Genomic DNA, 24,175 nt, shown 5'->3' with positions numbered 1-24,175 from the left:
ACTGATTGGGTGTTGTTCACCCGCCAGGGATTGTAAATCCCTAATTGCTCAAGTCTACTGAGACAGGGATTTACAATCCCTGGCGGACGTGCTGGCGGACGTGCGGTTTCGCGTTAAGTTGACACCAATGGCGAGACGCCCACCCCACAATAAATAGTTGTATATTTTTTTATTTGGAAGTCCCTTGCTATCAGTTACAGTAGGATGTATAAATAAACTCAATTAACATTAGCCTCAGAAATAACCGTCACACAAGCATTCACTAAGGGTAACAGCGGCCCTAATTGTTCTTGTCCATTCACGGCTAAATCACTGTGACACAAATAAACTCTCTCCGATACACGAGAGAGTAAATCTGTCAAAATTCTTCGCAGTCGTTGTTCTTCTGCCAATTTCTCATCCTCTGCTGTCCAAGGTTCGCCTAATCTATCTCGCAGAAAAAACGGCGCACCGAACAAAGTTGCTGCACCACCTTTCGCCCACAGGGGTGAACCAGCATCTAGCCAAAAATGCCATCGGTGCGATCGCCTACTAGATCGATATTGAAATATAGTTGCTAAGGTGACGGCCTTTCTCGCTCCACCGATGGGACGCACAGGGTAAGGGTTGGCGGTAATCGTACCACGTCGCAGTAATTGAATGAATTCGATAATAGTTGTATGAGGCGTTGTCTCAACTTGGTCAATTTGTCGTAACCTGGTGTCAATTTCCCAGTAGTGTTGGGCGGTTTCTAATAATTCCCGCAATGCTGCTAGTTGTTCGTAGGGGAGATTGCTCCCATTCCACAAAAAGCGCTGAATTGCTCTGTCTAACAGAGAAATAGGACTGGGAATTAACCGCAGTTCTTGTTGCGATCGCTGCTGTTCTAACCACTGTAATATGTCATTATAGGCTGTGGTTGCTGCATAGCCGATTCGATCCCAACGCTCGAAGGCTGACACTGGTAACAAGTTAGGGCGATCGGGATGGGGTACAAAGCAGTAATCTGCAATTAAACCAGCGCGTACCGGATCAATATTTGTAGAGACGCGATTCATCGCGTCTGTAGAGTTTTCTGGTAGTTGTTGTTTCCTACTCAAGACAACCAGCATTTCTGCGACGGCATCCCGATCTACAAGTCGTCCCAAGCCGGGATAAACTAGTGCCAACATGGTGAGTAAGGCACGAATGACGGGTGAACTAATTAAGGGACGTTGGTCATTGAGCGATTCTACTGGGATATTTTGCTTGATGAGGATTTCTACTAGAGTATAACGAGCGATCGCATCTAAACCAGGTGCAATAATTGCCACTTGTTCTGGTTGCACTTGCTTTGATTGGATGGCATTAGCAATTACCTCGGCTGTTTGCCGCAATAATTGGGCGCGGGAGGTGGTTTGAATTGAATGCACAATCTCAGGTAAACTCAACAGTATCATCGGTTCTGTGACTAATTCCACCATCTGTTCAGTGAGTTGCTCACCAAGTGACTCTGGAGGCAGCCCAGTCAAGATTTCTACCCGACAACGCTCTGCTAAACCTTCTAGATAGCTGGGATCTGCTCCCAATCCCAATCGCACTGCACCATCGGGATTATAACTAAAGGCCCCGATTGCGCCTTGATCTAAGAGCAACTCAAACAAAAGACGCGCTACGCTAGGATAGTCATCGACATCATCTGCCAGTACCGCCTGATAGCGTTTAGTTAGGTGCTGTTGGTAATGGCGATCGCTTAATAAATATTGACTATAGAGTTCGGTAATAATGCCATAAGTTAGTAACCCCCTTTCTAAACACCAGTTACGCCAATCTAGCAGCAAAGATGCCAAAAATTCCGGCTCTAAAGTTGTAGTATTTTCCCCCAGACCCTTTGCCAAAATCTGGGCAATATCTTCGCAAGGAGTACCACTATAAGCTGCTAATTGCAATAAATCTAGGATGCGACGCACCAGGCGAGACTCATTCACTCCCGCAATCCGTAAAATTTCTTCGTCTAATTGAGGACGCCAGAGTTTGGTTGCTAATTCTTGTTCCGTTTCTGGCCGCAATCGTACCGGAAACTGTGCCTTCAGGTTCAATGAGTTAATTAGCAACGGCCAAAATAAAATAACTTCATCCTGAAAAAAACCTAGTGGCGTCTTGGCACGAACCGGATATTTTCCCAAGGTAGATGTAACAATTATGTCTCCTAACTCTCGACGATTATCATCATTGGCAGCTAAGACTAAAACTCCCGGCTCTGTTTGTTTAAGATATAAAAATTCGGGTACATGACCACTTTTTTTACGACCTGTTTTTTTAGTATAAAATGATTCAGCGTATTTATTCTCAGGTTCTAACCAATTACAAAATTGCTCTACCAAACGAGCCGTCTTACCACTACGGCTAGTGCCAACAATCCAAACCGAATGAGAAACCACAAACTTTCTCCTTTTAGATTTGCTAGTATACCTCGTGCGTTAACTTAAGGTTAAGAATCACCAAATAATGCTGGATGATTGTCTGCAATGAAAAACTCTGTTTTTAGCCAAAAAATCTATTCTTTCTTACTTGCTACTTATCGATGGTACTTACAGACTCCTGAACGTTCTTTACATGAAGCTTACGATGCAGCATTAAAGATTAAGGAAATAGAAGATAAGCATTTCAATGGTAATAAAATAGACATTGACTCAGCCATGTACAGTAATAGCGTGATGGATTATTTTGAGTCAGACCTTAAGAAGCTATTAAAAATTGTCAGGATGCGGTTGACGGAGTTTAGAGCAAGCCGTTGGTTTCTAAATGAAGAGAATCAAAAAGCTGCTCAGAAAGCAGATATACAGCATCTAAGTCCTTCTTTGGTTTTGGAAAAACTCAACTTCATCGATCAAATTACATCCAAATACACAAATATTTCCGATCAAACAACTTCTAAAGCTTTAGTAGTTCGTCCTCCAAATCCACCAGTTAACTCTGTAATATCTGACGATAATTCGCTGCTCGTCAATACTCCAACGTTACCACCCAAAATACCAAATCGAGACTCGGATAAAAAGCCTAAATCAAAGCTGAAAGCTGATACAATGGGTGTTTTACCGCGCTCTATTTTAAGTACTATCAGTCGTCTGCAAGTTGAATTAGACCCTAATTCTGAACAAGATGTAATTCAGACTTTTCGTCAGACTCAAAGAAGAACAATAATATCTATCAGGTTTATTTTACTATTAATTATCATACCACTTTTGACACATCAGATAGCAAAAGCTTTCGTAGTAGGCCCAATTATTGACCGATTTAGAAGCAGTGAGCAAATGCAGATATTCCTTAATTCCGAAATGGAAGAGGAAGCCCTGGTCGAATTACAAAGATTTGAAGAAAGGCTCAAGTTTGAAAATCTGATTATCAAAGCCCCTCCACTGTTGCCTGAACAGATAGAAACTGAAATGAAAAATAAGGCTAGAGAGATTTCTGAAGAATTTCGTCGCGAAAGCTCTAATGCTATCAAAAATGTTTTTGCAGATGTTTTCTCGGTGGTTGCTTTTATCTGGCTTTTGCTTGTCAGCAAGTCTTCTATTGCTGTGATCAAAGATTTCTTTGATCATATTGTCTATGGACTTAGTGATAGTGCTAAGGCATTTATCATCATTTTGTTTACCGATATATTTGTAGGATTCCACTCTCCTCATGGCTGGGAAGTGCTTCTAGAAGGTGTATCACGCCATTGGGGATTACCAGCAAATAGAGATTTTATCTTCTTATTCATTGCTACATTTCCAGTGATTTTAGATACCATTTTCAAATATTGGATCTTCCGCTATTTGAACCGGATATCGCCTTCTGCTGTTGCTACTTACCGTAATATGAATGAATAGAGAGTGGGGAGTGGGGACTGGGGAGTGGGGACTGGGGACTGGGGACTGGGGATTGGGTACTGGGAAAAATTTTGTAAAAATAATTTTTGATTTTTCAATTTGATAAAAGTGGGATAATATCAAAGATTTTGAATTTTGATGAAAAAGACACTTGCTGGGTTAGGAAAATTTAACAAAATTATTGCCATCAGCTTACCTGTGTTTTTGTCGATTTTGCTGGTACGGATGCAATCTTTGGCATATTCGGAACTCAGTCCGCCAGAATGTAGGGTGAAAAAGTGGGATATACCAGTTTCCTTGAGTGCTGAAAATCAAGATACATTTCCAGAAAAGCAAAAATCACCATTGATTCAGAGACTACCAGTTACTTGTTGTCAAGGTGATAGCTCTTGTTTTGATGAGGTTCTCTATGGAGAAATACCAGAGAAAAAGGCACTATTAAGCGCGATCGCACGCAGTCTCCAATATCTGCAAACAGCTAATGCGGCGGCTGCTTATCAAAACTATCAGGTGGCTGGAATTACGCGCGATCGCGTCTTAAAAAGCTTGCAAAGATTCCGCGAAATCCTATTAAAAACTAATTCTGCAACAGAATTACATCAAGCCATCGAGCGGGAATTTGTTCTTTACCAGTCAGTCGGTAGCAACACCAAAGGTTCCGTTTTATTCACCGCCTATTATGAGCCACTTTACGCAGCCAGTCGCGTCCCCACAGCAGAATATCGCTATCCTGTTTATCGCTTACCTCCTGATTTAAAATCCTGGCCTAGGCCTCATCCGACACGCGAAGACTTAGAAGGAGCAGATGGTTTACAAGGTGCAAAAGGGAAATTGCGAGGATTAGAGTTGTTTTGGTTTCGCGATCGCCTTGAACCATATTTAGCTCAAATTCAAGGTTCAGCTAGACTTCAGCTTCCCGATGGTAGTCAGACGACAATCGGCTATGCGGGTAATATTGCTTATAACTACAAAAGCATTGGCCGAGAATTAATCAATGATGGCAAATTACCGCTAGAAGGTGTAACTATGCCAACTATTCTCGACTATTTCCAAAAGCATCCCCAAGAATTAAATATTTATATTCCGCGCGATCGCAGTTTTGTTTTTTTTCAAGAAAATCACGGAGAGCCAGCCCAAGGTTCTATCAACGTACCATTAACAGCAGAGCGTTCTATTGCTACAGATAAATCTCTCATGCCCCCTGGTGCTTTAGCGTTGATTCGCGCTTCTATTCCCCTTGTTAATCCTACCGGAAAAATGGAGGAGCAGATTATTAGCCGCTATGTTCTTGACCAAGACGCTGGAGGTGCAATTAAAGGTGCAGGTAGAGTAGATTATTTTTTAGGTACTGGGAAAATAGCAGGCGATCGCGCTGGTGTTACAGTTGGCAATGGACAATTATTTTATTTATTACTCAAGTGAAATCGGCGGTTAAAAATCTCGTCGAGACAGGGTTTTACCCGCCTACGCGGGTTACAAACCCTTAATTTTTTCCTTAGTCCGCGGAGGCGGACTACCCTGCGGGAAGCCGCAAAGCGTCTATGTTTGTGTAGCCGCGGTTTATAACCGCCCTAGCTCTAAAATTGGGCTAATCTGCTAGGCTTCTAAATCCATTTCAGTATCATCATCGTCATGATCATAAGGAATATCGTCAAGGTCTATCATTTCTGAAATTTCTTCTACTTCAGTTAGATACTCAGATTCTTGATGTTCACGCTCGATGAGACGACCAGTTGACTTTAACCATTCCAAAAGAATAAATTCATTACTTGTACGAATTACAGGCGCTCGTTGGTTACGAGGCTCTTCACGCAAAGGACTTGTAGGCATAAAAAAAACTCACTTTGAATTACAGTTTACCGTGCAAAAACATCAAAATCGCACATTCAGGTTAAAAGTCTTGTATAAACCATTGAGTTTTTAATCTCAAGTCTTCAAGTCTGTTTAGTTACCTACCATTAAAATGTCTCCGCATCAGTCCTAATCATAAATGTTCAAGCGGACGCGATTACAAAGCATTTGGTAACTTGACGAGAGTTTCATACATATCAGAGGGTAATGCAGACAATCTGTTCGCTACTGCGACTGCATCAGCTAAGTTGCTAAATTGACACCGGACAATTTCTTGTCCATTTCCTGAAGGGAATCGCTTCCTAGCTTTGTTAGATACAGCACAAATAATCGCTAAAGCTTTGGCGAACCCATCTTTTGTCAATATTGTTTCTTGAGCAAACCCTTCAACAGGGATAAGGCACACCTCAAACCGATAGCCTGGCCTAGGAGAAACAGCTATGTCGATATAGGGTTTATCTTCTTTCCTGATTCGGCGTAAATATTTGGCTGTGGAATTAGTATCGTGCAAATCAGTCCCAAGGGCATAAGTAAAGAAGCAATCTTCCGTGAGCGACTCAGGACGGGTAATTATATCCGTTGGCATAAGTTCAAGTAGTATCCGTATGTTTTCTAGGTTTGTGACACACTTTACTGTCAGTTCTTCTTAGCACATTTTTTTGACAGTTAGATGTATTAGTGTAAAACGACGTATTCCAATACAGTTCAGCTAACCAAGATTCCAATTTCTGGAATGTTAAAGACTCTGGTTTATAAAGGTCTTATACCAATCCTCTGTAAACTCGTACTTAATAATTGCTTCTTCCTCTTGTCTAGGAGATGCTGCGCCTTTGCATAATAGTATTTCGTAGAAAAGGCGCTTCGTTAAATAAATTAAAAAGACCCGTTCTAGGTCGTCATTTTCAAGCTCGTTAGGTCTTCTTAGGTAGATTAGTAATATAAACTGACATAAAACACCTCCAGAATCAAAGGGCGTAGAGATTTAGATTCGGAGAGGCGTCTATATTCTTCAGTCACATGACCGAAAATATTTCTCAACGTATCTAATCATAACATAGTTAACAGTTGAACTTTTTCAACTATTTTGACCGATACATAATCTGGTAGCTAAGAAGATTGTGGTTGTATGAAATTGCGATTTTTAGATAAATCCGTTAGCTAGTAAAAATATTTACTAAGTAATTGAATGATTCAAGGATAAATTCTGACTGCGATCGCATCATCTTCTAAAGTAGGCTGAGTACCAATTGGACTTTAAGAGCGGAGCCGGAAAAACTCCGACTCCAGTGAGAATTTTTACTTAGATAATACTCAAATTAGCTCGGACAATAACATCATTAAAATCTTTGTCACCCCCACCGGCTAAATCCTCAAAGCCAAAGGTATTATTCCCTAACAGACGAATATGATCTACTTTGTCAGCATTAGCACCCAAAAATGAGAAGTAAACTGCCGGATCATTATTGGAATTGGTATCTAAAATCGCATCAGGTCTGCCATTGATGATAATAAATGGTGCAAAGATAGAACCAGGCTCAAAAGTGCCAGTAGAAGTTGCCGTACCTTGGTCGTTCACCGATAAATCAATTCCTACAACGCGCTGACGGACTGCGGCTTGAGCATAACCAGCTTGTCCAACAAGAATATCTGCCTGACCATCGCCGTTGGTGTCAATACCACCATTTTCATCGGCTACTTTATAGAATCCAACAAAATTGTTGAATTCAGCTTCTCGGTTAACCACAAAAGTAGCTGCCACTTCTTGTTCAACATCTCGTAAGTCAATCAATTCTCTTTGTGGCTGACCTTGTAAACTTGTACCCAAAGGTAACGGGTCATTTGTAGGCTGAATTGTTACTACCAGATTCTGAAAATCATTAGTGCTATTACCAGAACCATCCTTCCAAGCTAAAGAGAACGCATTGTTATCTAAACTAGTAATCTTTTGATTCGAGGGATCAGAAAATAGTACATCAGTGATTGGAGTGATATTACTGAGCACATTTTCCGTTGTACTGTTTTTGACTAAATAAAATCTCAGGTTAGTATCAGATGGGAACTCTAATAAACCATTTAGAGGACTGTTGCTGAACCCATTGGGTGGGTCGGCAATAGCTGAGAGAATTACCTGTCCTTCTTCTAAAGCTTTGCGGGCATAACCTGCTTCACCCGGAGCAATACCGTCAATTTTACCTGTAGCATCATCAACAGTATACACACCGAATTCATTCACCAGGTTAGAATTGCTGCCTGCGATCGCGACTTTGAGTGTTACCGTATCATTGTCACCTTTGATATTAAAGACATCATTACCACTGTTTGCCAGTTGTAGTTGTGGCTCTGGCTCTGGTTCTGGTTGTGGCTCTGGTTCTGGTTGTGGTTCTGGTTCTGGTTGTGGTTCTGGTTCTGGTTGTGGTTCTGGTTCTGGTTGTGGTTCTGATTGTGGCTCTGGTTGTGGAGTACCAAAGATAACATAACTTTGGCCTGCCCCCAAGGAAGCACCAGATGCACCAACAAGCAAATCGTCTGCACCATCGTCGTTGATATCTCCAGCAGCGCTGACTGAAATACCTGAAGAGTCAGTACCATTAATACCGTTGATAGCAAAGCCCTGGCTCTCGTCAAGGTTGGAAAGGTCAAGGTTGGCACCAAAGGCATCACTACTGCCAAAGACCACATAGCTCTGCCCCGCACCCGATAAGGCAAAAGGTGCACCAATAATCAGGTCAGCGATATCGTCATCGTTGACATCCCCAGCAGCACTAACTGAGTAGCCTGAGACATCATTGCCATTAATACCCTTGATGGCAAAGCCGTTACTTCCATCTAGGCTAGAAAGGTCGAAGTTGGCATTAAAGGCACTAGTGCTGCCAAACACTACGTAGCTTTCTCCAGCGCCAGAAGCAGCATTGTATGCACCAATGATTAGGTCGTCGATGTCATCATTATTAACGTCTCCAGCATTGCTAACTGATGCACCTGAGAAATCACTAGCGTTGCCGTTGATGCTAAAGCCGTTGCTGCCATCTAGACTAGAAAGGTTGAAGCTGGCACTAAAGGCGCTAGTGCTGCCAAAAACTACGTAGCTCTTTCCTGTACCTGATGCGCCAATAATTAGGTCGTCGATGTTGTCGCCGTTAATATCCCCAGCACTGCTGACCGATGTCCCTGAGGAGTCAGTGCCACTGCCGTTAATGGCAAAGCCGTTGCTGCCATCTAAGCTAGAAAGGTCGAAGCTAGCACTAAAGGGGCTAGTGCTGCCAAACACTACGTAGCTCTGTCCTGCACCCGAAGCAGCACTGGATGCACCAATTATTAAGTCGTCGATGCCATCATTGTTGATGTCCCCAGCACTGCTGACTGACTTGCCTGAGGAGTCTGAGATGCCATCTGAGTTAGCACCATTAATGCCGTTAATGGCAAAGCCGTTACTGCCATCTAGGCTAGAGAGGTCGAGGCTGGCATTCAAACTGTTGCCACCAAAAACTACGTAGCTCTGCCCTGCACCCAATAAAGCACCCGGTGCGCCAATTATGAGGTCGTCGATGTTGTCGCCGTTGATGTCTCCAGCATTGCTGACTGACGTGCCTAATTGTCCCTGAGGAGTCAGTGCCACTGCCGTTGATGCTAAAGCCGTTGCTGCCATCTAAGCTAGAAAGGTCGAAGCTGGCACTAAAGGGGCTAGTGCTGCCAAACACTACGTAGCTCTGTCCTGCACCCGAAGCAGCACTGGATGCACCAATTATTAAGTCGTCGATGCCATCATTGTTGATGTCCCCAGCACTGCTGACTGACTTGCCTGAGGAGTCTGAGATGCCATCTGAGTTAGCACCATTAATGCCGTTAATGGCAAAGCCGTTACTGCCATCTAGGCTAGAGAGGTCGAGGCTGGCATTCAAACTGTTGCCACCAAAAACTACGTAGCTCTGCCCTGCACCCAATAAAGCACCCGGTGCGCCAATTATGAGGTCGTCGATATTGTCGCCGTTAATGTCCCCAGCATTGCTGACTGAAATACCTGCGGAGTCAGGGACACTGCCGTTGATGATAAAGCCGTTGCTGCCATCTAGATTAGAAAGGTCGAAGCTGGCACTAAAGACGTTAGTGCAGCCAAACACTACGTAGCTCTGTCCTCCACCTGGTGCGCCAATTATGAGGTCGTCGATGCCGTCATTGTTAACGTCTCCGGCATTGCTGACTGATGTCCCTGATGAGTCATTGGCGTTAATACCGTTAATGGCAAAGCCATTGCTGCCATCTAGGCTAGAGAGGTTGAATAATATATCAGCCATGATTTTTTCTTATGTTTGTTGTTAGCAATGAAGTATTGTGTAAAATTTTTAAACAAATAACATTAGGATTAGTTAAAATTTAGGTTAATTCGATTATTTAAAATATTTTTTGGTTTGATGAAATCAGAGTTGTATATTAGTATTTTTTTGTATTTTTCCAAACAAATTACTATTTGCCTAGTTTTTAGATAATTATTTTCATGAAGAACTAGTAGTGCAAAGAAGTATCAAAAATAGCGCAAATATTCTATATCTAGCAGATCAATAAATTGGTTCAGACCTGTACTAAATCTATAAATTTAGTACAAAATAATTAGATAATTAGTTGTAAGTCTGACTCTCAAACTTATTGATTCTAAATTATGAATTCTGAGTAAATGCTCTGGCAATCCTAAATCAGTGCCTCAAGAAAACCCCAAGATTGGAAATATAATCCTGGGGTATAACCTTCATATCCTTACCAAGAGATTTATAAATCTAAAGGAGGCAAGAGCGGTTAACTCCAAACATCGTATTAAGGTTGAAAAACACCATCCACGTAAGTATTGACAACATTTCGAGACAGAGTTTTAATAGCATCGGGAAGAGGAGCATATCCACGAGCTGTAGCTATAGAGTTTGGGTTGATTGTCACATCTGTTCCACTAGCAGGAATAGGTGGTACTCCTAAAGCCCAGTTGATATGGGCTTTAATAGCATTTGCTATCCTAACATCTGCGTATCTGTCATAAAATAGCAGGTAAGGTGCTGAAACAATTGGATAAGCAGTTGTACCCGTTGGATCAACAACTTGAAGTCTAATCCGCCGAGGACTTGAATCTGTATCAGCTGCACCTACAAAAGCAGCTGAAATTGAAGTTGATGAAACAGCAGTATAATTACCTGCTCTGTTACGTAAGACTGCGGCAGGCAGACTTCTAGCTAAACGTGTAGCGCTATCTACATAACCAATTGCACCAGTATTGGATGTGATTGCAGTGGCTACACCTCCACCTCCTGATGCAGATAGGAAAGTAGCTGGCCAAACAACTGTATTGGCTGGTGGTGTTGGAGGTACAGTGCCTGCAACACTTATGCTACCCACTCCTCTACTCCATACAGCAGCTGCTGGAAGCCCTGGAGTCCCAGTAGTTTTACATGCAGTATTGAGATGAGTGCTTAAAACAAAAGTACTACCACTATTGTCACTACGACGTACAAATCTGAGGGGTAAGTTGGCTGCAATTATTGCGCCGCCGTTATCATTTCTAATTCTGATATCGTTCCAATTTGTAAGGGTGCCATTCAAAATAGCACAGTAAGTAGGTCGTGAAAGCCTAAGTCCAGTTGCTGGTACAGTAAGACCGGTACGGTTGAAAGCTAAGGTAATTCCAACACCTACTACAGGCACTTGGACGTATTTAGCAGCGTCTGCGGTAGTTCCACCTGCATTGTTAGGGCCGCCACTAACTCTTTCTGTTCCTGCTACGGGGTCGTCACTAGCTGCAAAAGAGACTGGGCGTAAGATAGTAAGATTGTTAAGAGCTGGTGTACCAGCTGGTACTGGTGGTGGGGTTTGAGTGAAAAAAGCGGTTAAACCTGCGCCACTACCAACCGGAGCATATCTGAATGTAGAGCCTGTATTGAGTGGGCCATAACTTCCATTTGGGAATCCGGCTAGGGCTGGGGGTACATTGTTATTGAGGGATGGAGGATTTCCAACACCGAAAACGTTAAACCATGAGCCTTTAGGGGAAAAAGGATAGGCAGTTCCCGTACCTACAAACAAAGTATTTACAGTGCTTGCACCCGCACCATTTACGGAGATTGCTGGTGCAACAGCAGGAGATGTAGCATTCTGAGCTACAGATTTATGAGTAGCAGATTGACCCACTACTAAACTAATTGTGATAGCAAGTACAGAAATTGAACTTGTCAAATTTTTCGATTGGCGATCGCGATAAAAATCCATGTCAAGCTCCTTCAAGTTAAGTTCCGATTCAACACCCTATCAAATCAAAATCAAGTACCAAACTAGGGATTCTAAACAACCCTCTTTAAGCACAATAAATTGGCATAAAAAAGCTATTAGCAAATCAATAGTTTGCACTAAGCACTGAAGAATATAGAGCAAATTCAAGGCAAAGCATAAAGTGTAGAGGGCAATTCAACTATTGCCAATCCACTCTATGACATGATTATTTGCTAGTTAAAACTCTACATTCCCAAGGTAAGTTTGTATAAATAAACATTCAGTGGCTTTAGTCTGAGAGAGTGGTTAATAGGTACTATGCATCATCCCTAAATTACCAATCTCAGCCTTTTACTTCCTTTTAAAAAGCCATGTTTAATTTTACCCACTTAGCTTATTTGGAATGGCAATTTAATCAAAATCACAAAAACCACTTTCTTAAATGTAGATATGCAGCAGTTTGCCACTAACTACCGCTAAGTGCGAAGTAAAGAAAGTAAGGGTTAAATAGATTTTTTAGGAGTGCTATGGCTAATAGCCGTTAAATTTTGCCAACGAAATCAACAGTATACTGTTAAAGTAAAGCTTTAGTCATGATTAAATTATGGAATGATTAAAAAAATCTAATATTTATGGAGTTTAGATGTGTCTGAAAAGTAGTTTTTGTGGAGTTTTTTATTCCTCTTTTCAGAGTAAAATCTGCAACTATCGTTAATATATGGTTTTGCTTATTAAAATTTTTTTAGAGATTTTAATAGGTTTTTAATAGAGTTTATGCAGTTTACAAATTCATCAGCGTATATTTCAACCAAAATATATTGTTTCAGCATTTTATTAGTTGCATAAGTATGAACCGAACTAATCGATACGTTGCAAAAAATAGCTGAAAAACCTGGTTATAACACCAGAATCTATACCCCGTATTTGGTATTTTCTGTCAAGGTGGGTAAAAATGCTGGTTGAATTAAGTAGATAGAATTAATTAATTACACAATGTCCTTGCGAACGCTCCATTCGCAATGACTGTAAATATTTTTATCCGACTACTTAAATCTCTTTTTTAACCTCTTATCACCGAAATTCTGAGGTCTACCGTGAACTTAACTCTGTGTTTTATACATTTATGGAGTTACATAAATTACTTTTAAACCGCAGAGACACAGAGAACGCAGAGAGAAAAGAAGGGATTTTACGAGTTATCTTGAAAGGGCTAGTAGAAGCAATTTGTAAACATTTGGAATATTTAGGTAAAAGGATAAAGCGTGGTCTCTTTCGTGCTGTAAACGGTATACTGACTAATGCGTATATGAATGGTAACCCTAAGATCATTTCCAGAAGTATTCCCAAAGACCTTTACAGATGGGACATTGTAGCCATCCGCATTGCGAATTTCCCCAAAAATGTAGCAACTGATGTAATATTTTGTAGTGCGCTAGGTAACGATAACACCTAACAAAACGGTTGCTTGGAGGAATAAAATATTTTCTATAGAACTTGTAACTATGCTCCCAAGCATTGTCTTACATTTCTAGTAATTTACCCAACCTCTAGTTGAGCAAAAGCGCTGAAATAGAAACAGTTTAGGAGGACTGAAGCAGTTCTGGTTTAAAGCTTGAAACCTAGTTTCTTAAACCAGGCACACTTATTTTTTAAATAAAAATTAATATATTATTAACTTAACTTAATAATTATGTGTATATAATATAGAACTTTACCGCGAACTTCATAATTTCATTAAAAATGAATGTTCAACCATGTTAGATTGTGATTAGCTGTAAAATTTTAGACACCTAACACTCATAGTACACCATAGGAAAATTAGCAAATGTCTAGACAAAGTTCTCATGAGAGAAACTTTTTCAAAGCTTTAACTGGTAATGCGGTCAAAGGATCTCATAAGTTAATACGGGGACTGGAATCCGGCCTGATTATTCTGGTTGAATCTGTACCTTTTTTGATTGCTTGTGCTGTACTTGTGAGCGTTATCAGCCTAAAAAGTCCTATCCTGCTCTTTTGTTTACTAGTTGGTAGTTTAATTGCAGTCATTACCCAGCAAATTGGGCAGCAGGTGAATTTATCAAGGCGATCGCTGATATCATTACAGATTTTAGCAGCAGCCATCATCTTGAGTTTGTTTTGGTTAGACTGTTTCGCAACCCCTGCACAAGCCCAGTTTTTTGGGGAAGCTGAAAAGTTTTTCAAAAGAAACTTAGGTGGTGCAGCAACAAATGGTGGTGGTAGCGAGACAGCAATCAGTTTGATATTTAATGTGTTGCGGGCGATTTACTTACTCTATATTGCAATTTCTCTGGTTGGTGTGATTAACGCAGTGCGTAAAGATGAAGATTGGCAAAGTATTGCCAGAACTCCACTATTAGTCGTTGTTGCTGTTACCATTGCTGATGTACTCACACGCTTTGTAATTGGCCCACAAGTGCAGTAAATAATTCAGATATTTCAAATGTCTCAAGAGCGGGAACAAGAATTTCGTCCAGTCAACCAGGTTCTAGGAAGCCAACCTTCATTAGGGCCAATTCCTGCCGATCAAATTCTTCCTTGGACGGTAATTGCCTTAGCCTCTTATTTTATGATCAATGGAATTTTTGGAGGACTTTTCCAAGAAGAATTTCAAAAATGGTTGTGGACAATACTAATGACTGGTTGGGGAATAGGAACTTGGTGGATTTTAACTGGTGGTAGGAGTTGGAGTTTTTTAAGTAAATTTATTGGTGTTCCCGCTTGGACAAGAGGCTTTGCTCGTTATCAGAGCTTACTGGAAGTTAACCATGAAGCAAAAAATCGGAAAACAAAGCGTCGGCGTCGCCGGAAGTGAAAGTAGATTAACACCATTTGAAGATGCCTTACACTTGGCGACAATGCTGCGTGTCGCAATGAATGGACGCGATATTGGCGCTTACCTTTTGACAAAAGGCACTCAAAAAGATCGGTTCTGCTTTGTTTTTGGTTTTGATTGTAAGGGAATTCATACCACCTTAAGACCTGAACAAATCGATACGCTTTTCAATAACATTGAAGCTGGCTTAAAAGACATCCCTACTGGTGAAAGGATGACCCTACACCTGGGTTCTTTTAGTTCAGACAAAGAGCGTCAAAAAGAATTAGCAACTCTAATCAGAAATTCGCCATCACGAGATATCAAATATTTGTTGATGGCAGAGAGAGCCAGAGTCAAAGAACTGACTACTTCTGGTATTCGTAAGCCCAAATTTTTACGAATTTATGTCACTTACACCATTGAATCCAACTCGCAACATGCAGACGATTGGATAGAAAAGCTGTTAGTCAAAGCTGAATCATGGTGGTTAAAATTCAAAGGTGATCTCTCAGAAGTAGAAAACCAACGCATTGAAACACTGATCACAAATGCTTACAATCAGGGTTTTCTCCGCTGGGAACAAATCTTATCTAACAAAATGGGATTGGATGTCAAGCCTTTGACTGCCAATGAACTCTGGGGGGATATCTGGAAAAGGTTTAATGATACGCAGCCAATAGATATTCCCCAGTTAATGACTTTAGATGAACAAGGATTGCATGAGCAAGTTAATTCCGATTTAGCTAGTACTAAATTGCTTCTAGAAAATATTCACGGCACAACTTTGCTGATGGAATCTAGTGTACCTTGTGCCGATCGCCGCTGGGTTAATGTTAACAATCGCTATATTGGCGCACTGTCGTTTCTGGAAAAACCCGGAGGTTGGCCGAATAAATCTGCCCAACTGCGCTATTTATGGGAACTGTTAGCTAGAGAAACAGTAGTAGATACCGAAATCTTTTGTGAGTTGACTGCCGCAAATCCCGCAGTGGTGAAAACTACCCTGCAACGAGTGCTGAAGCAGTCAAATATGACGACAATTTTGGCTCAAGAAAAAAGTAAAACTATTGATGTCAACGCTCAATTAAAGTTGAAGAAATCGGTAGCAGCGCAAGAACAGTTATATGAAGGTGCAGTCCCGATTTATACGAGTGTTGCCATTTTAGTACATCGTCCCACTGTAGAGAAATTAGATGAGGCGACAAGATATATTGAAAACTGTTTTCAGCGTCCAGCTAGGGTAATTAGAGAAACTGAATATGCTTGGAAAATCTGGCTGCAAACTCTACCCATAGTTTGGGAAGGTTTATTAGCAACCCCCTTTAACCGTCGCCAGCTATATTTAACCAGTGAAGTTCCCGGATTAATGCCTCTAGTTTTAACTAAACGGGGTGATAGACAAGGCTTTGAGTTGATTGCTGAAGAAGGCGGCACACCCGTACATTTAGATTTATTTAATCAACACAAAAATTTAGCTTTGTTTGCTACAACTCGTGCTGGTAAATCGGTGTTGGTATCCGGGATTTTAACTCAGGCTTTAGCGCATGGGATTCCGGTTGTGGCGTTAGATTTCCCTAAACCTGATGGGACATCTACATTCACTGACTATACAGAGTTTATGGAGGGGAATGGAGCCTATTTTGATATCTCCAAACAATCGAATAACTTATTTGAACAGCCAGATTTGCGATCGCTAGAACTAGAACAACAGCGCGATCGCTTCAACGATTATACCGCCTTCCTAGAATCAGCCTTAATGACAATGGTTTTAGGATCATCGACTGAAAGTCAAATTTTATCGCAAACCGTGCGATCGCTACTCAACCTCGCTTTAGAAGCCTTCTTTAGAGATGAGGGCATCAAAGAGCGATATCGACAGGCGATGGCGGCAGGATTTGGTACTCTTGCTTGGCAAAAAACCCCTACCTTAAAAGATTTTCTCTCTTTCTGCTCACCAGAACACTTACAACTAAGTTCTTTAACAGGCAGAGTAGAAGACGCCCTGAGTCAAATTCAGTTGCGCTTGCGCTTTTGGCTTTCTAGCCGCGTAGGACAAGCTATTTCTGCACCATCCAGCTTTCCTACCGATGCCCAACTTTTAGTTTTTGCTCTCAGAAACCTATCAGATAGTGAAGATGCAGCCGTACTATCCTTAAGTGCCTATTCAGCCGCACTCCGACGCGCATTAGGTAGTCCAGCTTCCATATTCTTTATCGACGAAGCACCAATTTTGTTTGAATTCGAGCAAATTTCTGATTTAGTTGGCAGAATTTGTGCGAACGGTGCTAAAGCTGGTATCAGAGTGATCTTATCAGGACAAGACCCTGACACCATTGCTCGATCTAAAGCTGCATCTAAAATTTTGCAAAACCTGACAACACGATTGATTGGACGCATTCAACCAGTTGCAGTGGATAGTTTTGCAGACATCTTGAAATATCCCCGCCAAGTTATTTCTCGTAATGCTTCAGAAAGCTTTTTTCCCCGCAAAGAAGGGGTTTATAGCCAATGGCTACTAGATGATAACGGTAGTTATACATTCTGCCGTTACTATCCAGGTTATGAACAATTAGCAGCAGTTGCAAATAATCCCTATGAACAAACTGCACGTAGCCAAATGATGCAACTTCACAGTGATAAATATGAAGCAATTTCTGCATTTGCACGTCAGTTAGTCGCGAATCTACGTAGTAGTTAATCGGGTTTTGTAAGTAGTTAACAGTGAGTCACAGAATTTTGGATTTTAAATTTTAGATTTTAGATTGACTGCAAGAAACAGGCTGAGTAATTTAGATTTTATAGGAGGCATAGCAGTGTTGCTTGGACTAAAGAAACAATCCAAAATCCAAAATCCAAAATCTAAAATTCTGTGACTCACTACATCATGTCGTCTACCTTTTCAGGCACAAATGTATGAAAAAAACTACCATTTTTACTTTCACCTTACTATCCCTGGCAATACTACCAGGAATGGCACAAATTCAGACGGGTGGATTAGGTCAGGTTTGGACTGATTTTCAATCATATTCCACAGATTTGCAAAACTATCTTCAATATAATCTGAGCGAAAATTTAAAGCCTGTAGAAGTCCAGAGTCAAAATGCTCTGAGTAATTCTAAAGGAGAATTGAACATACCTAACCCTGTCGCTGCGGGAAAAAATGTTCGTGATAATTTGATTCTATACTCTTCTAATTCAGACTCTAGATCAAACCGCTTTGAGAATAATGCAGCAGTGCGGGGAAATTTAGTTAGTAATGAACTAAATCGTGTCATTACCCGTGGAGTAGCGGTAGGTGTTCTCGGTGAAAATGGACAAATTCGGACAAAAACTAAGTTAGAAAATACAGAGAGAAGCCTGCAAGATATTGCTGGTTCAAATGATGTTGATAACCAGATTGATCGCTTTAAGAATCAACTGGAAAGTACTCAGATTGACAGAACAGTTAAACAAGTAATAAGTCTTGCTGACAACTTGTTAGGTCAGGGGGTATTAGCATTGCTAACCACTAACCAAGAAACCATTAAAATCCAACAAGAACAATCGAAAATTGTCGCTGAAACATTCGCTCAGTCATTACAAACTAATCAGTCTTTGCAATATTCTAATTTAAATTTAGCAAACATTTCTCAACAGACAGAAGAGGCAAATCGCGCCCGGAGAGTAGAAACATCTACAGAAGCCGCACGACTTTTACGAGCAACTTCTCAACTAGATTTGTTTGGCAGAAAAGTTAACAAGTAGAATTTGAGGATAAAAAACTCTCATTTTTCCATAGATTGTTTAAAATCCTTCAACAGGAAATCTAAAAAACAGCCCATTAACTCAAAATGCAACTTGCTATTCAACTAATTTTTGCCCAAGTAGGCATTGACCAGATTCTCGATAATGGTACTGCAACTTCCCAAAGTGTTGCCGAAGGTTGGGATAAACAATGGCTGGATTTATTACAAAATAACACCAGTAATAATTTGTATGGAGCGCTGACAAATCTGGGTATTTTTTTCGCAGTAGGAACCCTGTTATTTTTTATGATACAATTCCTCAGAGACTTAATATCCTACGAATATAGTCGTCCCATATCAGCTTTAATTTGGCCTTTTATTGTGGTAGTGCTCTTAAGTAATTCAGGCAATGGAAGTATACTTTCTAATCTGACGCTGGGAGTGCGGAATTTTTTAAACACTGTAAATCAGCAAGTATTGGTAACAGCAGATGCAGAGCAAATGTACCAGCAAGCACTGAATATGAGTATTGCTGAAGAAGTAGCTGGTTCTTTGCTTCGTCCTTGTCAATCACTAACTGGCGAACAACAAAGTCAATGCTTTGTCAAGGCTGCCGAAAAAGTCAACATTCTCTGGCAGAAATATAGAGATACTTATGGAAATAAAAACTGGATAGTTAGACTCCAAACTAAGGTAGATAACATCAGATATGGCACTGGAATTGTATCAGAAACCTCATTTAACTCTTTGTTAGGTTCTACAGTTCAAACGAGCATCAAAAACTTTTTAGTTTCCTTACAATATGCCTTCCAGAATTTGATAGAAGCTACTATGTTGCTGATAGCAGCATTAGGCCCACTGGCCGTAGGTAGTTCTTTGCTCCCTGTCGCTGGTAAACCAATTTTTGCATGGCTGACTGGATTTTTATCTATTGGAATCGCCAAGATTTCATTCAATATTATTGCTGTGCTGACTGCCGCAGTTATTGTCAATGGGCCAGGTCAAAATGCTAATGTTGATCCAGATTTGATGTGGTTCATTATTTTTCTGGGAATTTTAGCACCAATTTTATCTTTAATTGTGGCTGCTGCTGGCGGTTTTGCTGTCTTCAGTGCTATCAGCAACACGGCTTCTTTAGTAAAGGAGAGAATATAAGTAGCTAGGTATAATTTTTGTAGTGAGTTATTCATCGCTCAAAAAAAGGATTATAGCGTCTTGATTCTGACTCCGGAATTCTGAATTATGAATTCTAAATTCTTCTTCAATTTGGCTCGTTTCCTGACTGCTGACTATATGGAAATCATCATATATAATAGCTGAAGTTTTTCGCAGGAGGAGATGATGAAATGGTGCGTTTACTAGAAAAAAGACAAAAAACGGGAAGTGTTTTGACAATTTTTGCGATCGCAACCTTTAGTTTACATATATTAGTTTTATTTTTATTTATATTACAAGGGCTAAATATTCGCCAACTCAGTTTAAGAAAACCTCCCAACTTTGTACAATTAATCGACGGTCAACCAGTAGCTAATATTGATGATTTAGCAAGAGAACCAGAAACAATTCGCCGATTCATCAGCAAAACGATGATATCAATGTTTAGCTGGTCTGGAACCTTACCACCACAAACTATTGAAGAAGTCGCAAACCCCAAATCAGATTTAGGAATTCTGATTAGTACACCTCAAGGTGGTAGTCAAAAGATTAGTACTAGCAGTTGGGTAGCTAGTTTTGCCTTCTCAGAAGACTTTCGCAAAAGTTTCTTAAGCACAGTTGCAGAAATGACACCACCAGAAGTTTTCTCTGAAAATCCCAGCCAAGCAATGACATCACAATTAGTAATTAAGAGACTTTATCCACCAAAAGAAATCGCACCAGGTAAATGGCGAGTAGGTATGGTAGCCGACTTAATTCAAAGAAACCGAGTTGGTGGTGAAAAACTCATAACTCCTTTTAACAAAGATTTACTTGTACGTGCAGCAGATTATTTTGGTAATCCCCAAGCCAACAATGGTACAGACTTGCAAAAAGCAATATATAGTGTACGTGCTGATAAATTAGAAATTTATGAAATTCGTAACTTATGTTTGCTAGACGACTACAACAACCTCAACGAAGATAAATCCAAACAATGCGGAACTGGGCAAACATCTGGTAGTTTTATCAGATAATCGATTTCTACTTAATTTGAAGATAGTTCAATTTATATAATCAAGTATTAATGCAATTACTTAAACCAGAGAATAAGAAAAATAGTCCCTTACCACTGTTGGCAGTAGTAACACTTGGTTTACATCTATTCACCTTGGTGTTACTAATATTTCACTGGTCTATGTTACAACAGTTAAGTCAGCAACTCACACCTCGAAGTTTAGTGCAACTTGTTGATGGTCGCACTATAACCGTAGACCCCCAACCAAATTTAGAACGACAACCAGAGGCTATTCGCCGTTTTGTGGGTGAAACTATGAGCTTAATGCTCACCTGGTCACAGCAACAGCCGCCAACTCAAGTCTGGGAAATTACTTCCCAACTTGTAGCTGATGATTTTAAACAAAAACTTAAATCAGAACTTACTAATTTAAATCCAGATAGCCAATTTGAAAATATTAACAGAGGAGCAGAGAATGTATTAGTAATCCAAAAAATTTCCCAACCAACAAAAATAGGTGATGGGACATGGAAAGTGGAGATGCTTGCCAATCAATTAACTTTTAGCAGTTATGATAAGTTGGGAAAATCAGTTTCCTTTAATAAACAAATTTTAGTTAGAGCCATAGATGAACCAGCAACTTCACTACCAAATGCAGCCCTACCGTCGTACTTCGCAGCTTATCGCCTTGGTGAAGCCAGACTAGAAATTTATAATGTCTGTGAAATCCAAGATAAAAATTGTTCTGGAAATCCCAACCAAGCTCTACCATGACTCGATACTCAATTCCTGCCGAAACGCCTCCCCAAAATGGATTTACTCTCACCACCGACGATCGCCAACCAGAAGTAGAATCTTTAGATTGGGAATCACGGATGTCAAGGTTGGTCGGCTTTGAAGAAGAATCTTCTTCTACCGATACCCAAGGTTCAGAAGACTCTGCAACGCCGCCAGAGTCGCTATCTCTTCCACAAGAAGTTCAAACTAAGCAAGCACTCTCATCTAATCCCTTTGCAAAGTTAGGCTTGGTAGGGGCTGCTACCTTAGCGATCGTTTTGGTGGGTGGTGTGTTTTTATCCCAACTGATGGGTAGCAGTAGTCAAAAGCCAAAAAATATTGTTTCTCCACCAGTGCGTGAGCAGCCCACTGATGAATCTATATCTCAGCAGCTAGCAGCTGAAGTAGATACTCTCAAAACGAAATTAGCCCTGACTGAACAAGCACAGATGGTAAAAGCTGCTCAACAACAGCTGAGAATTGCCAAAACTACACCTAAAGTAGCCTTACAAGAACCGTCAGTTTCTTCCAGAGGTAGACAGACAGTGATTCCAACACCCCCACCAACAGCTTACGTGCCTCAGCCAGCACCAGTTGAACGCATCGTTAGAGTACCTACTTATCAACCTTCTGTATCACCCCAACTACCAGCTGTGACAGCTGTGAGACCAACCACTCAACCGGTAGTCAATATAACTCCACCACCTCCACCAAGCCCACTTGAAGAGTGGACAAGACTAGCAAAGTTAGGTAGCTACGGTCAAGTAAATGCCACCGATCAACCCAGTAATATAGCAGCGGCTCCTGAACCTTTAAACAATACGCAGCCCCAGGAAGAGACAGAACAGACACCAAACCCCAATCCTGAGCAAACCCCACAACCAGAAACTCCTGTAGTCAGTCAAGCGCAACCGCAGGGACAGAAGTCTGTACCAATCGGGAGTAGTGCCAAAGGTGTGTTGGCGACAGCAATATTTGGGGAAACTACTAGATCAGGCGGTGGTGGTGAGGGAGGTGAAGATAAAAATGTCTTTGTGATCCGATTGAAAGAACCATTAAAATCTACAGATGGTGCGATCGCTCTACCTGCAAACACCGAATTACTCGCTGAAATTCGTTCCCTCTCCGAACAAGGTCTTTTGCAGATGAACGTAGTCAAAGTTATCTCGCAAAATGATGGCAACGTTACAGAACGAAGCTTACCCAACAATACAATTATTCTTCGCGGTTCCCAAGGTAAACCTTTAATTGCAAATAAATTTCCTGGTCAAAGTTCGTCTATAGCCTCAATGGATATAGGGTTATTCGTGTTGGGAGGTATTGGCAAAGCCGCAGAGTTAATAAATCGTAGTGATACTGAACTCCAACCACTTACTTCACAAACTACCGTTGACGGCAACACCAGTAGTAGCACAACTCTTACTACTGTCACTAAGAACAGACGCGACCTTCCAGCCGGGATTGTGGAAGGTGGTTTGAACTCTGTAGTACCCCAAATTGCCCAACGTAATCAACAAGCGATCGCCCAAATGTCACAACAAACTAATATTTGGTTTTTACCCGCTGGCACAAATGTTGAAATATACGTTAATCAACCAACTCAGTTTTAGCAGGTAGAATTGATACCAATTTTGGATATTTGCAACCATGAAAAAGAATACTAAATTGTCAGGAAATACCCCAGAACGTTCTTCTTATTTCCTACCGATAGCTTCCTTCACTTTCTCGGTTGCTATGTTCTTAGTGGTAGGTCGCGCTGTGGCTAATAACGCCGTTCTGCGTTCCATATTTTCCTGCCAAGCACAAGGCTTAGGGGGAGTAATACCGACGATTGATGTTTCGTATCAGCAAGGAACAAACTTGAGCTTTATTACAGCTGGAGAAGTGATTAAAAAAGTTTGGTTAAACGATCCATCACAGGTAACTATGGATTTTGATGGGCCGGTATGTATGCAATTTGGCCCAAAACCTAATACTAGTGCTGGAGATTGTAAAAACTCCGCAGCGAATGTAATTCAACTCAGACGAATTAAGAAACTCAACATTCCAGGACTTCCAAATACTAGCAATACACTTTTAACAGTTATTACCGAAGGGCAAGGTAAAAACAAGTTGTATACTTTTCGAGTGATATATGGAACAGATAGCCCTGGGTATCATACTTTAGCAGTTTTTCCTGATTCTTCTGGTCAAGAAACTTCTTGTATAAGAGGTTCACAATAAAACAGGAGTCAGAATACAGAATACAGAATACAGAATACTCTACCCATAAAGAGATAGAGTTTTAAGGCGAGAATATTTTAATTTTTTCGCCCACTATTCGACTCGCTTTTAACCAATATTCGTCACCCACTCGTACAGAATTCATACCTGTTTTCTGACCGGAGCTAACGGAAACGTCTCCGGCTCCGCTCCTGAGTTCTGAATTCTTCTTATAAACTTCTGGCAAAATTACTCAATGCAACCACTAAAGTTTCCCCTCTACAAAAAGCGCTAATGCCTACCTATGTCTGCATTAGGGCTTTTTCCAGGAAGTAGTGATTGTTGTATTTCAACAGGTCATGCTCAGAATTCTCCGACTTGCAGCGCCGAAGTCTTGCGCTCCGGGATTGGGGAAGAAATTATTTTAAAGCGTCTCGTAGAGAAGTATTAAGATTTGGTTGGGATCTGAATCCCCATTCAAATCTTCCCAATCCCTAATCCCCAGTGCCTAGTTCAATCAATTAAAAAACGCCATTCCAGCTTCTATCTTTATAAA

16 protein-coding genes and 1 pseudogene are annotated in these 24,175 nt (G+C 40.8%); 11 read left to right on the top strand and 6 right to left on the bottom strand.

Annotation, left to right across the window (positions count from 1 at the left end; translation table 11 throughout):
- Nucleotides 1-218: 218 nt before the first annotated feature.
- Nucleotides 219-2,399, bottom strand: coding sequence for a recombinase family protein (locus RRG12_RS03850; RefSeq protein WP_420758411.1), 2,181 nt, complete (start codon nucleotides 2,397-2,399; stop codon nucleotides 219-221).
- A gap of 87 nt (nucleotides 2,400-2,486) precedes the next feature.
- Here RRG12_RS03850 and RRG12_RS03845 point away from each other — a divergent pair, with 87 nt between their 5' ends.
- Nucleotides 2,487-3,833: a proton extrusion protein PcxA gene (locus RRG12_RS03845; protein WP_069074138.1), complete on the top strand. Its 1,347-nt coding sequence runs from the start codon at nucleotides 2,487-2,489 to the stop codon at nucleotides 3,831-3,833.
- A gap of 138 nt (nucleotides 3,834-3,971) precedes the next feature.
- On the top strand, nucleotides 3,972-5,255 hold the full coding sequence (locus RRG12_RS03840) for a murein transglycosylase A (protein ID WP_141699885.1): 1,284 nt from the start codon (nucleotides 3,972-3,974) through the stop codon (nucleotides 5,253-5,255).
- A gap of 174 nt (nucleotides 5,256-5,429) precedes the next feature.
- Here RRG12_RS03840 and RRG12_RS03835 read toward each other — a convergent pair whose 3' ends face one another.
- The 5 genes and pseudogenes from RRG12_RS03835 to RRG12_RS03815 form a co-directional block, all read right to left on the bottom strand.
- On the bottom strand, nucleotides 5,430-5,663 hold the full coding sequence (locus RRG12_RS03835; protein ID WP_069074137.1) for a DUF3134 domain-containing protein: 234 nt from the start codon (nucleotides 5,661-5,663) through the stop codon (nucleotides 5,430-5,432).
- Between the two features lie 178 nt (nucleotides 5,664-5,841).
- Nucleotides 5,842-6,270 carry a hypothetical protein gene (locus RRG12_RS03830; protein WP_069074136.1) on the bottom strand — a complete coding sequence of 143 codons (429 nt, stop codon included), beginning with the start codon at nucleotides 6,268-6,270 and terminating at the stop codon, nucleotides 5,842-5,844.
- A gap of 714 nt (nucleotides 6,271-6,984) precedes the next feature.
- Nucleotides 6,985-9,300, bottom strand: coding sequence for a DUF4114 domain-containing protein (locus RRG12_RS03825; RefSeq protein ID WP_420758410.1), 2,316 nt, complete (start codon nucleotides 9,298-9,300; stop codon nucleotides 6,985-6,987).
- A 121-nt stretch (nucleotides 9,301-9,421) separates the two neighbouring features.
- Nucleotides 9,422-9,976, bottom strand: a pseudogene (locus RRG12_RS03820) (integrin alpha); the annotation flags it as partial.
- Nucleotides 9,977-10,490: 514 nt separating this feature from the next.
- Nucleotides 10,491-11,927, bottom strand: a complete 1,437-nt coding sequence (locus tag RRG12_RS03815; protein ID WP_420758409.1) for a substrate-binding domain-containing protein — start codon at nucleotides 11,925-11,927, stop codon at nucleotides 10,491-10,493.
- A 1,825-nt stretch (nucleotides 11,928-13,752) separates the two neighbouring features.
- Here RRG12_RS03815 and RRG12_RS03810 point away from each other — a divergent pair.
- From RRG12_RS03810 to RRG12_RS03770, 9 genes are all read left to right on the top strand, one after another.
- Complete coding sequence (locus RRG12_RS03810; RefSeq protein ID WP_069074132.1) at nucleotides 13,753-14,370, top strand: hypothetical protein; 618 nt, start codon at nucleotides 13,753-13,755, stop codon at nucleotides 14,368-14,370.
- An 18-nt stretch (nucleotides 14,371-14,388) separates the two neighbouring features.
- Nucleotides 14,389-14,760: a hypothetical protein gene (locus RRG12_RS03805; RefSeq protein ID WP_069074131.1), complete on the top strand. Its 372-nt coding sequence runs from the start codon at nucleotides 14,389-14,391 to the stop codon at nucleotides 14,758-14,760.
- Nucleotides 14,714-17,461 carry a hypothetical protein gene (locus RRG12_RS03800; RefSeq protein ID WP_069074130.1) on the top strand — a complete coding sequence of 916 codons (2,748 nt, stop codon included), beginning with the start codon at nucleotides 14,714-14,716 and terminating at the stop codon, nucleotides 17,459-17,461. The genes RRG12_RS03805 and RRG12_RS03800 overlap by 47 nt, the downstream gene beginning before the upstream one ends.
- A 215-nt stretch (nucleotides 17,462-17,676) precedes the next feature.
- A complete protein-coding gene (locus RRG12_RS03795; protein WP_069074129.1) occupies nucleotides 17,677-18,507 on the top strand; it encodes a hypothetical protein in 831 nt (276 codons plus the stop codon).
- Between the two features lie 86 nt (nucleotides 18,508-18,593).
- Nucleotides 18,594-19,643, top strand: a complete 1,050-nt coding sequence (locus tag RRG12_RS03790) for a hypothetical protein (RefSeq protein WP_420758408.1) — start codon at nucleotides 18,594-18,596, stop codon at nucleotides 19,641-19,643.
- Between the two features lie 191 nt (nucleotides 19,644-19,834).
- Nucleotides 19,835-20,659 carry a hypothetical protein gene (locus tag RRG12_RS03785; RefSeq protein WP_069074127.1) on the top strand — a complete coding sequence of 275 codons (825 nt, stop codon included), beginning with the start codon at nucleotides 19,835-19,837 and terminating at the stop codon, nucleotides 20,657-20,659.
- A 50-nt stretch (nucleotides 20,660-20,709) separates the two neighbouring features.
- Complete coding sequence (locus RRG12_RS03780; protein WP_069074126.1) at nucleotides 20,710-21,414, top strand: hypothetical protein; 705 nt, start codon at nucleotides 20,710-20,712, stop codon at nucleotides 21,412-21,414.
- A complete protein-coding gene (locus RRG12_RS03775; protein WP_420758407.1) occupies nucleotides 21,411-23,027 on the top strand; it encodes a hypothetical protein in 1,617 nt (538 codons plus the stop codon). The genes RRG12_RS03780 and RRG12_RS03775 overlap by 4 nt, the downstream gene beginning before the upstream one ends.
- Before the next feature lie 37 nt (nucleotides 23,028-23,064).
- Nucleotides 23,065-23,640 carry a hypothetical protein gene (locus RRG12_RS03770; RefSeq protein WP_069074124.1) on the top strand — a complete coding sequence of 192 codons (576 nt, stop codon included), beginning with the start codon at nucleotides 23,065-23,067 and terminating at the stop codon, nucleotides 23,638-23,640.
- The last annotated feature ends 535 nt before the right edge of the window (nucleotides 23,641-24,175 follow it).

The organism is Nostoc sp. CALU 546 (assembly GCF_048836525.1).
The sequence above is the reverse complement of the archived record's forward strand: the minus strand, read 5'-3'. Positions and strand labels throughout refer to the sequence as shown.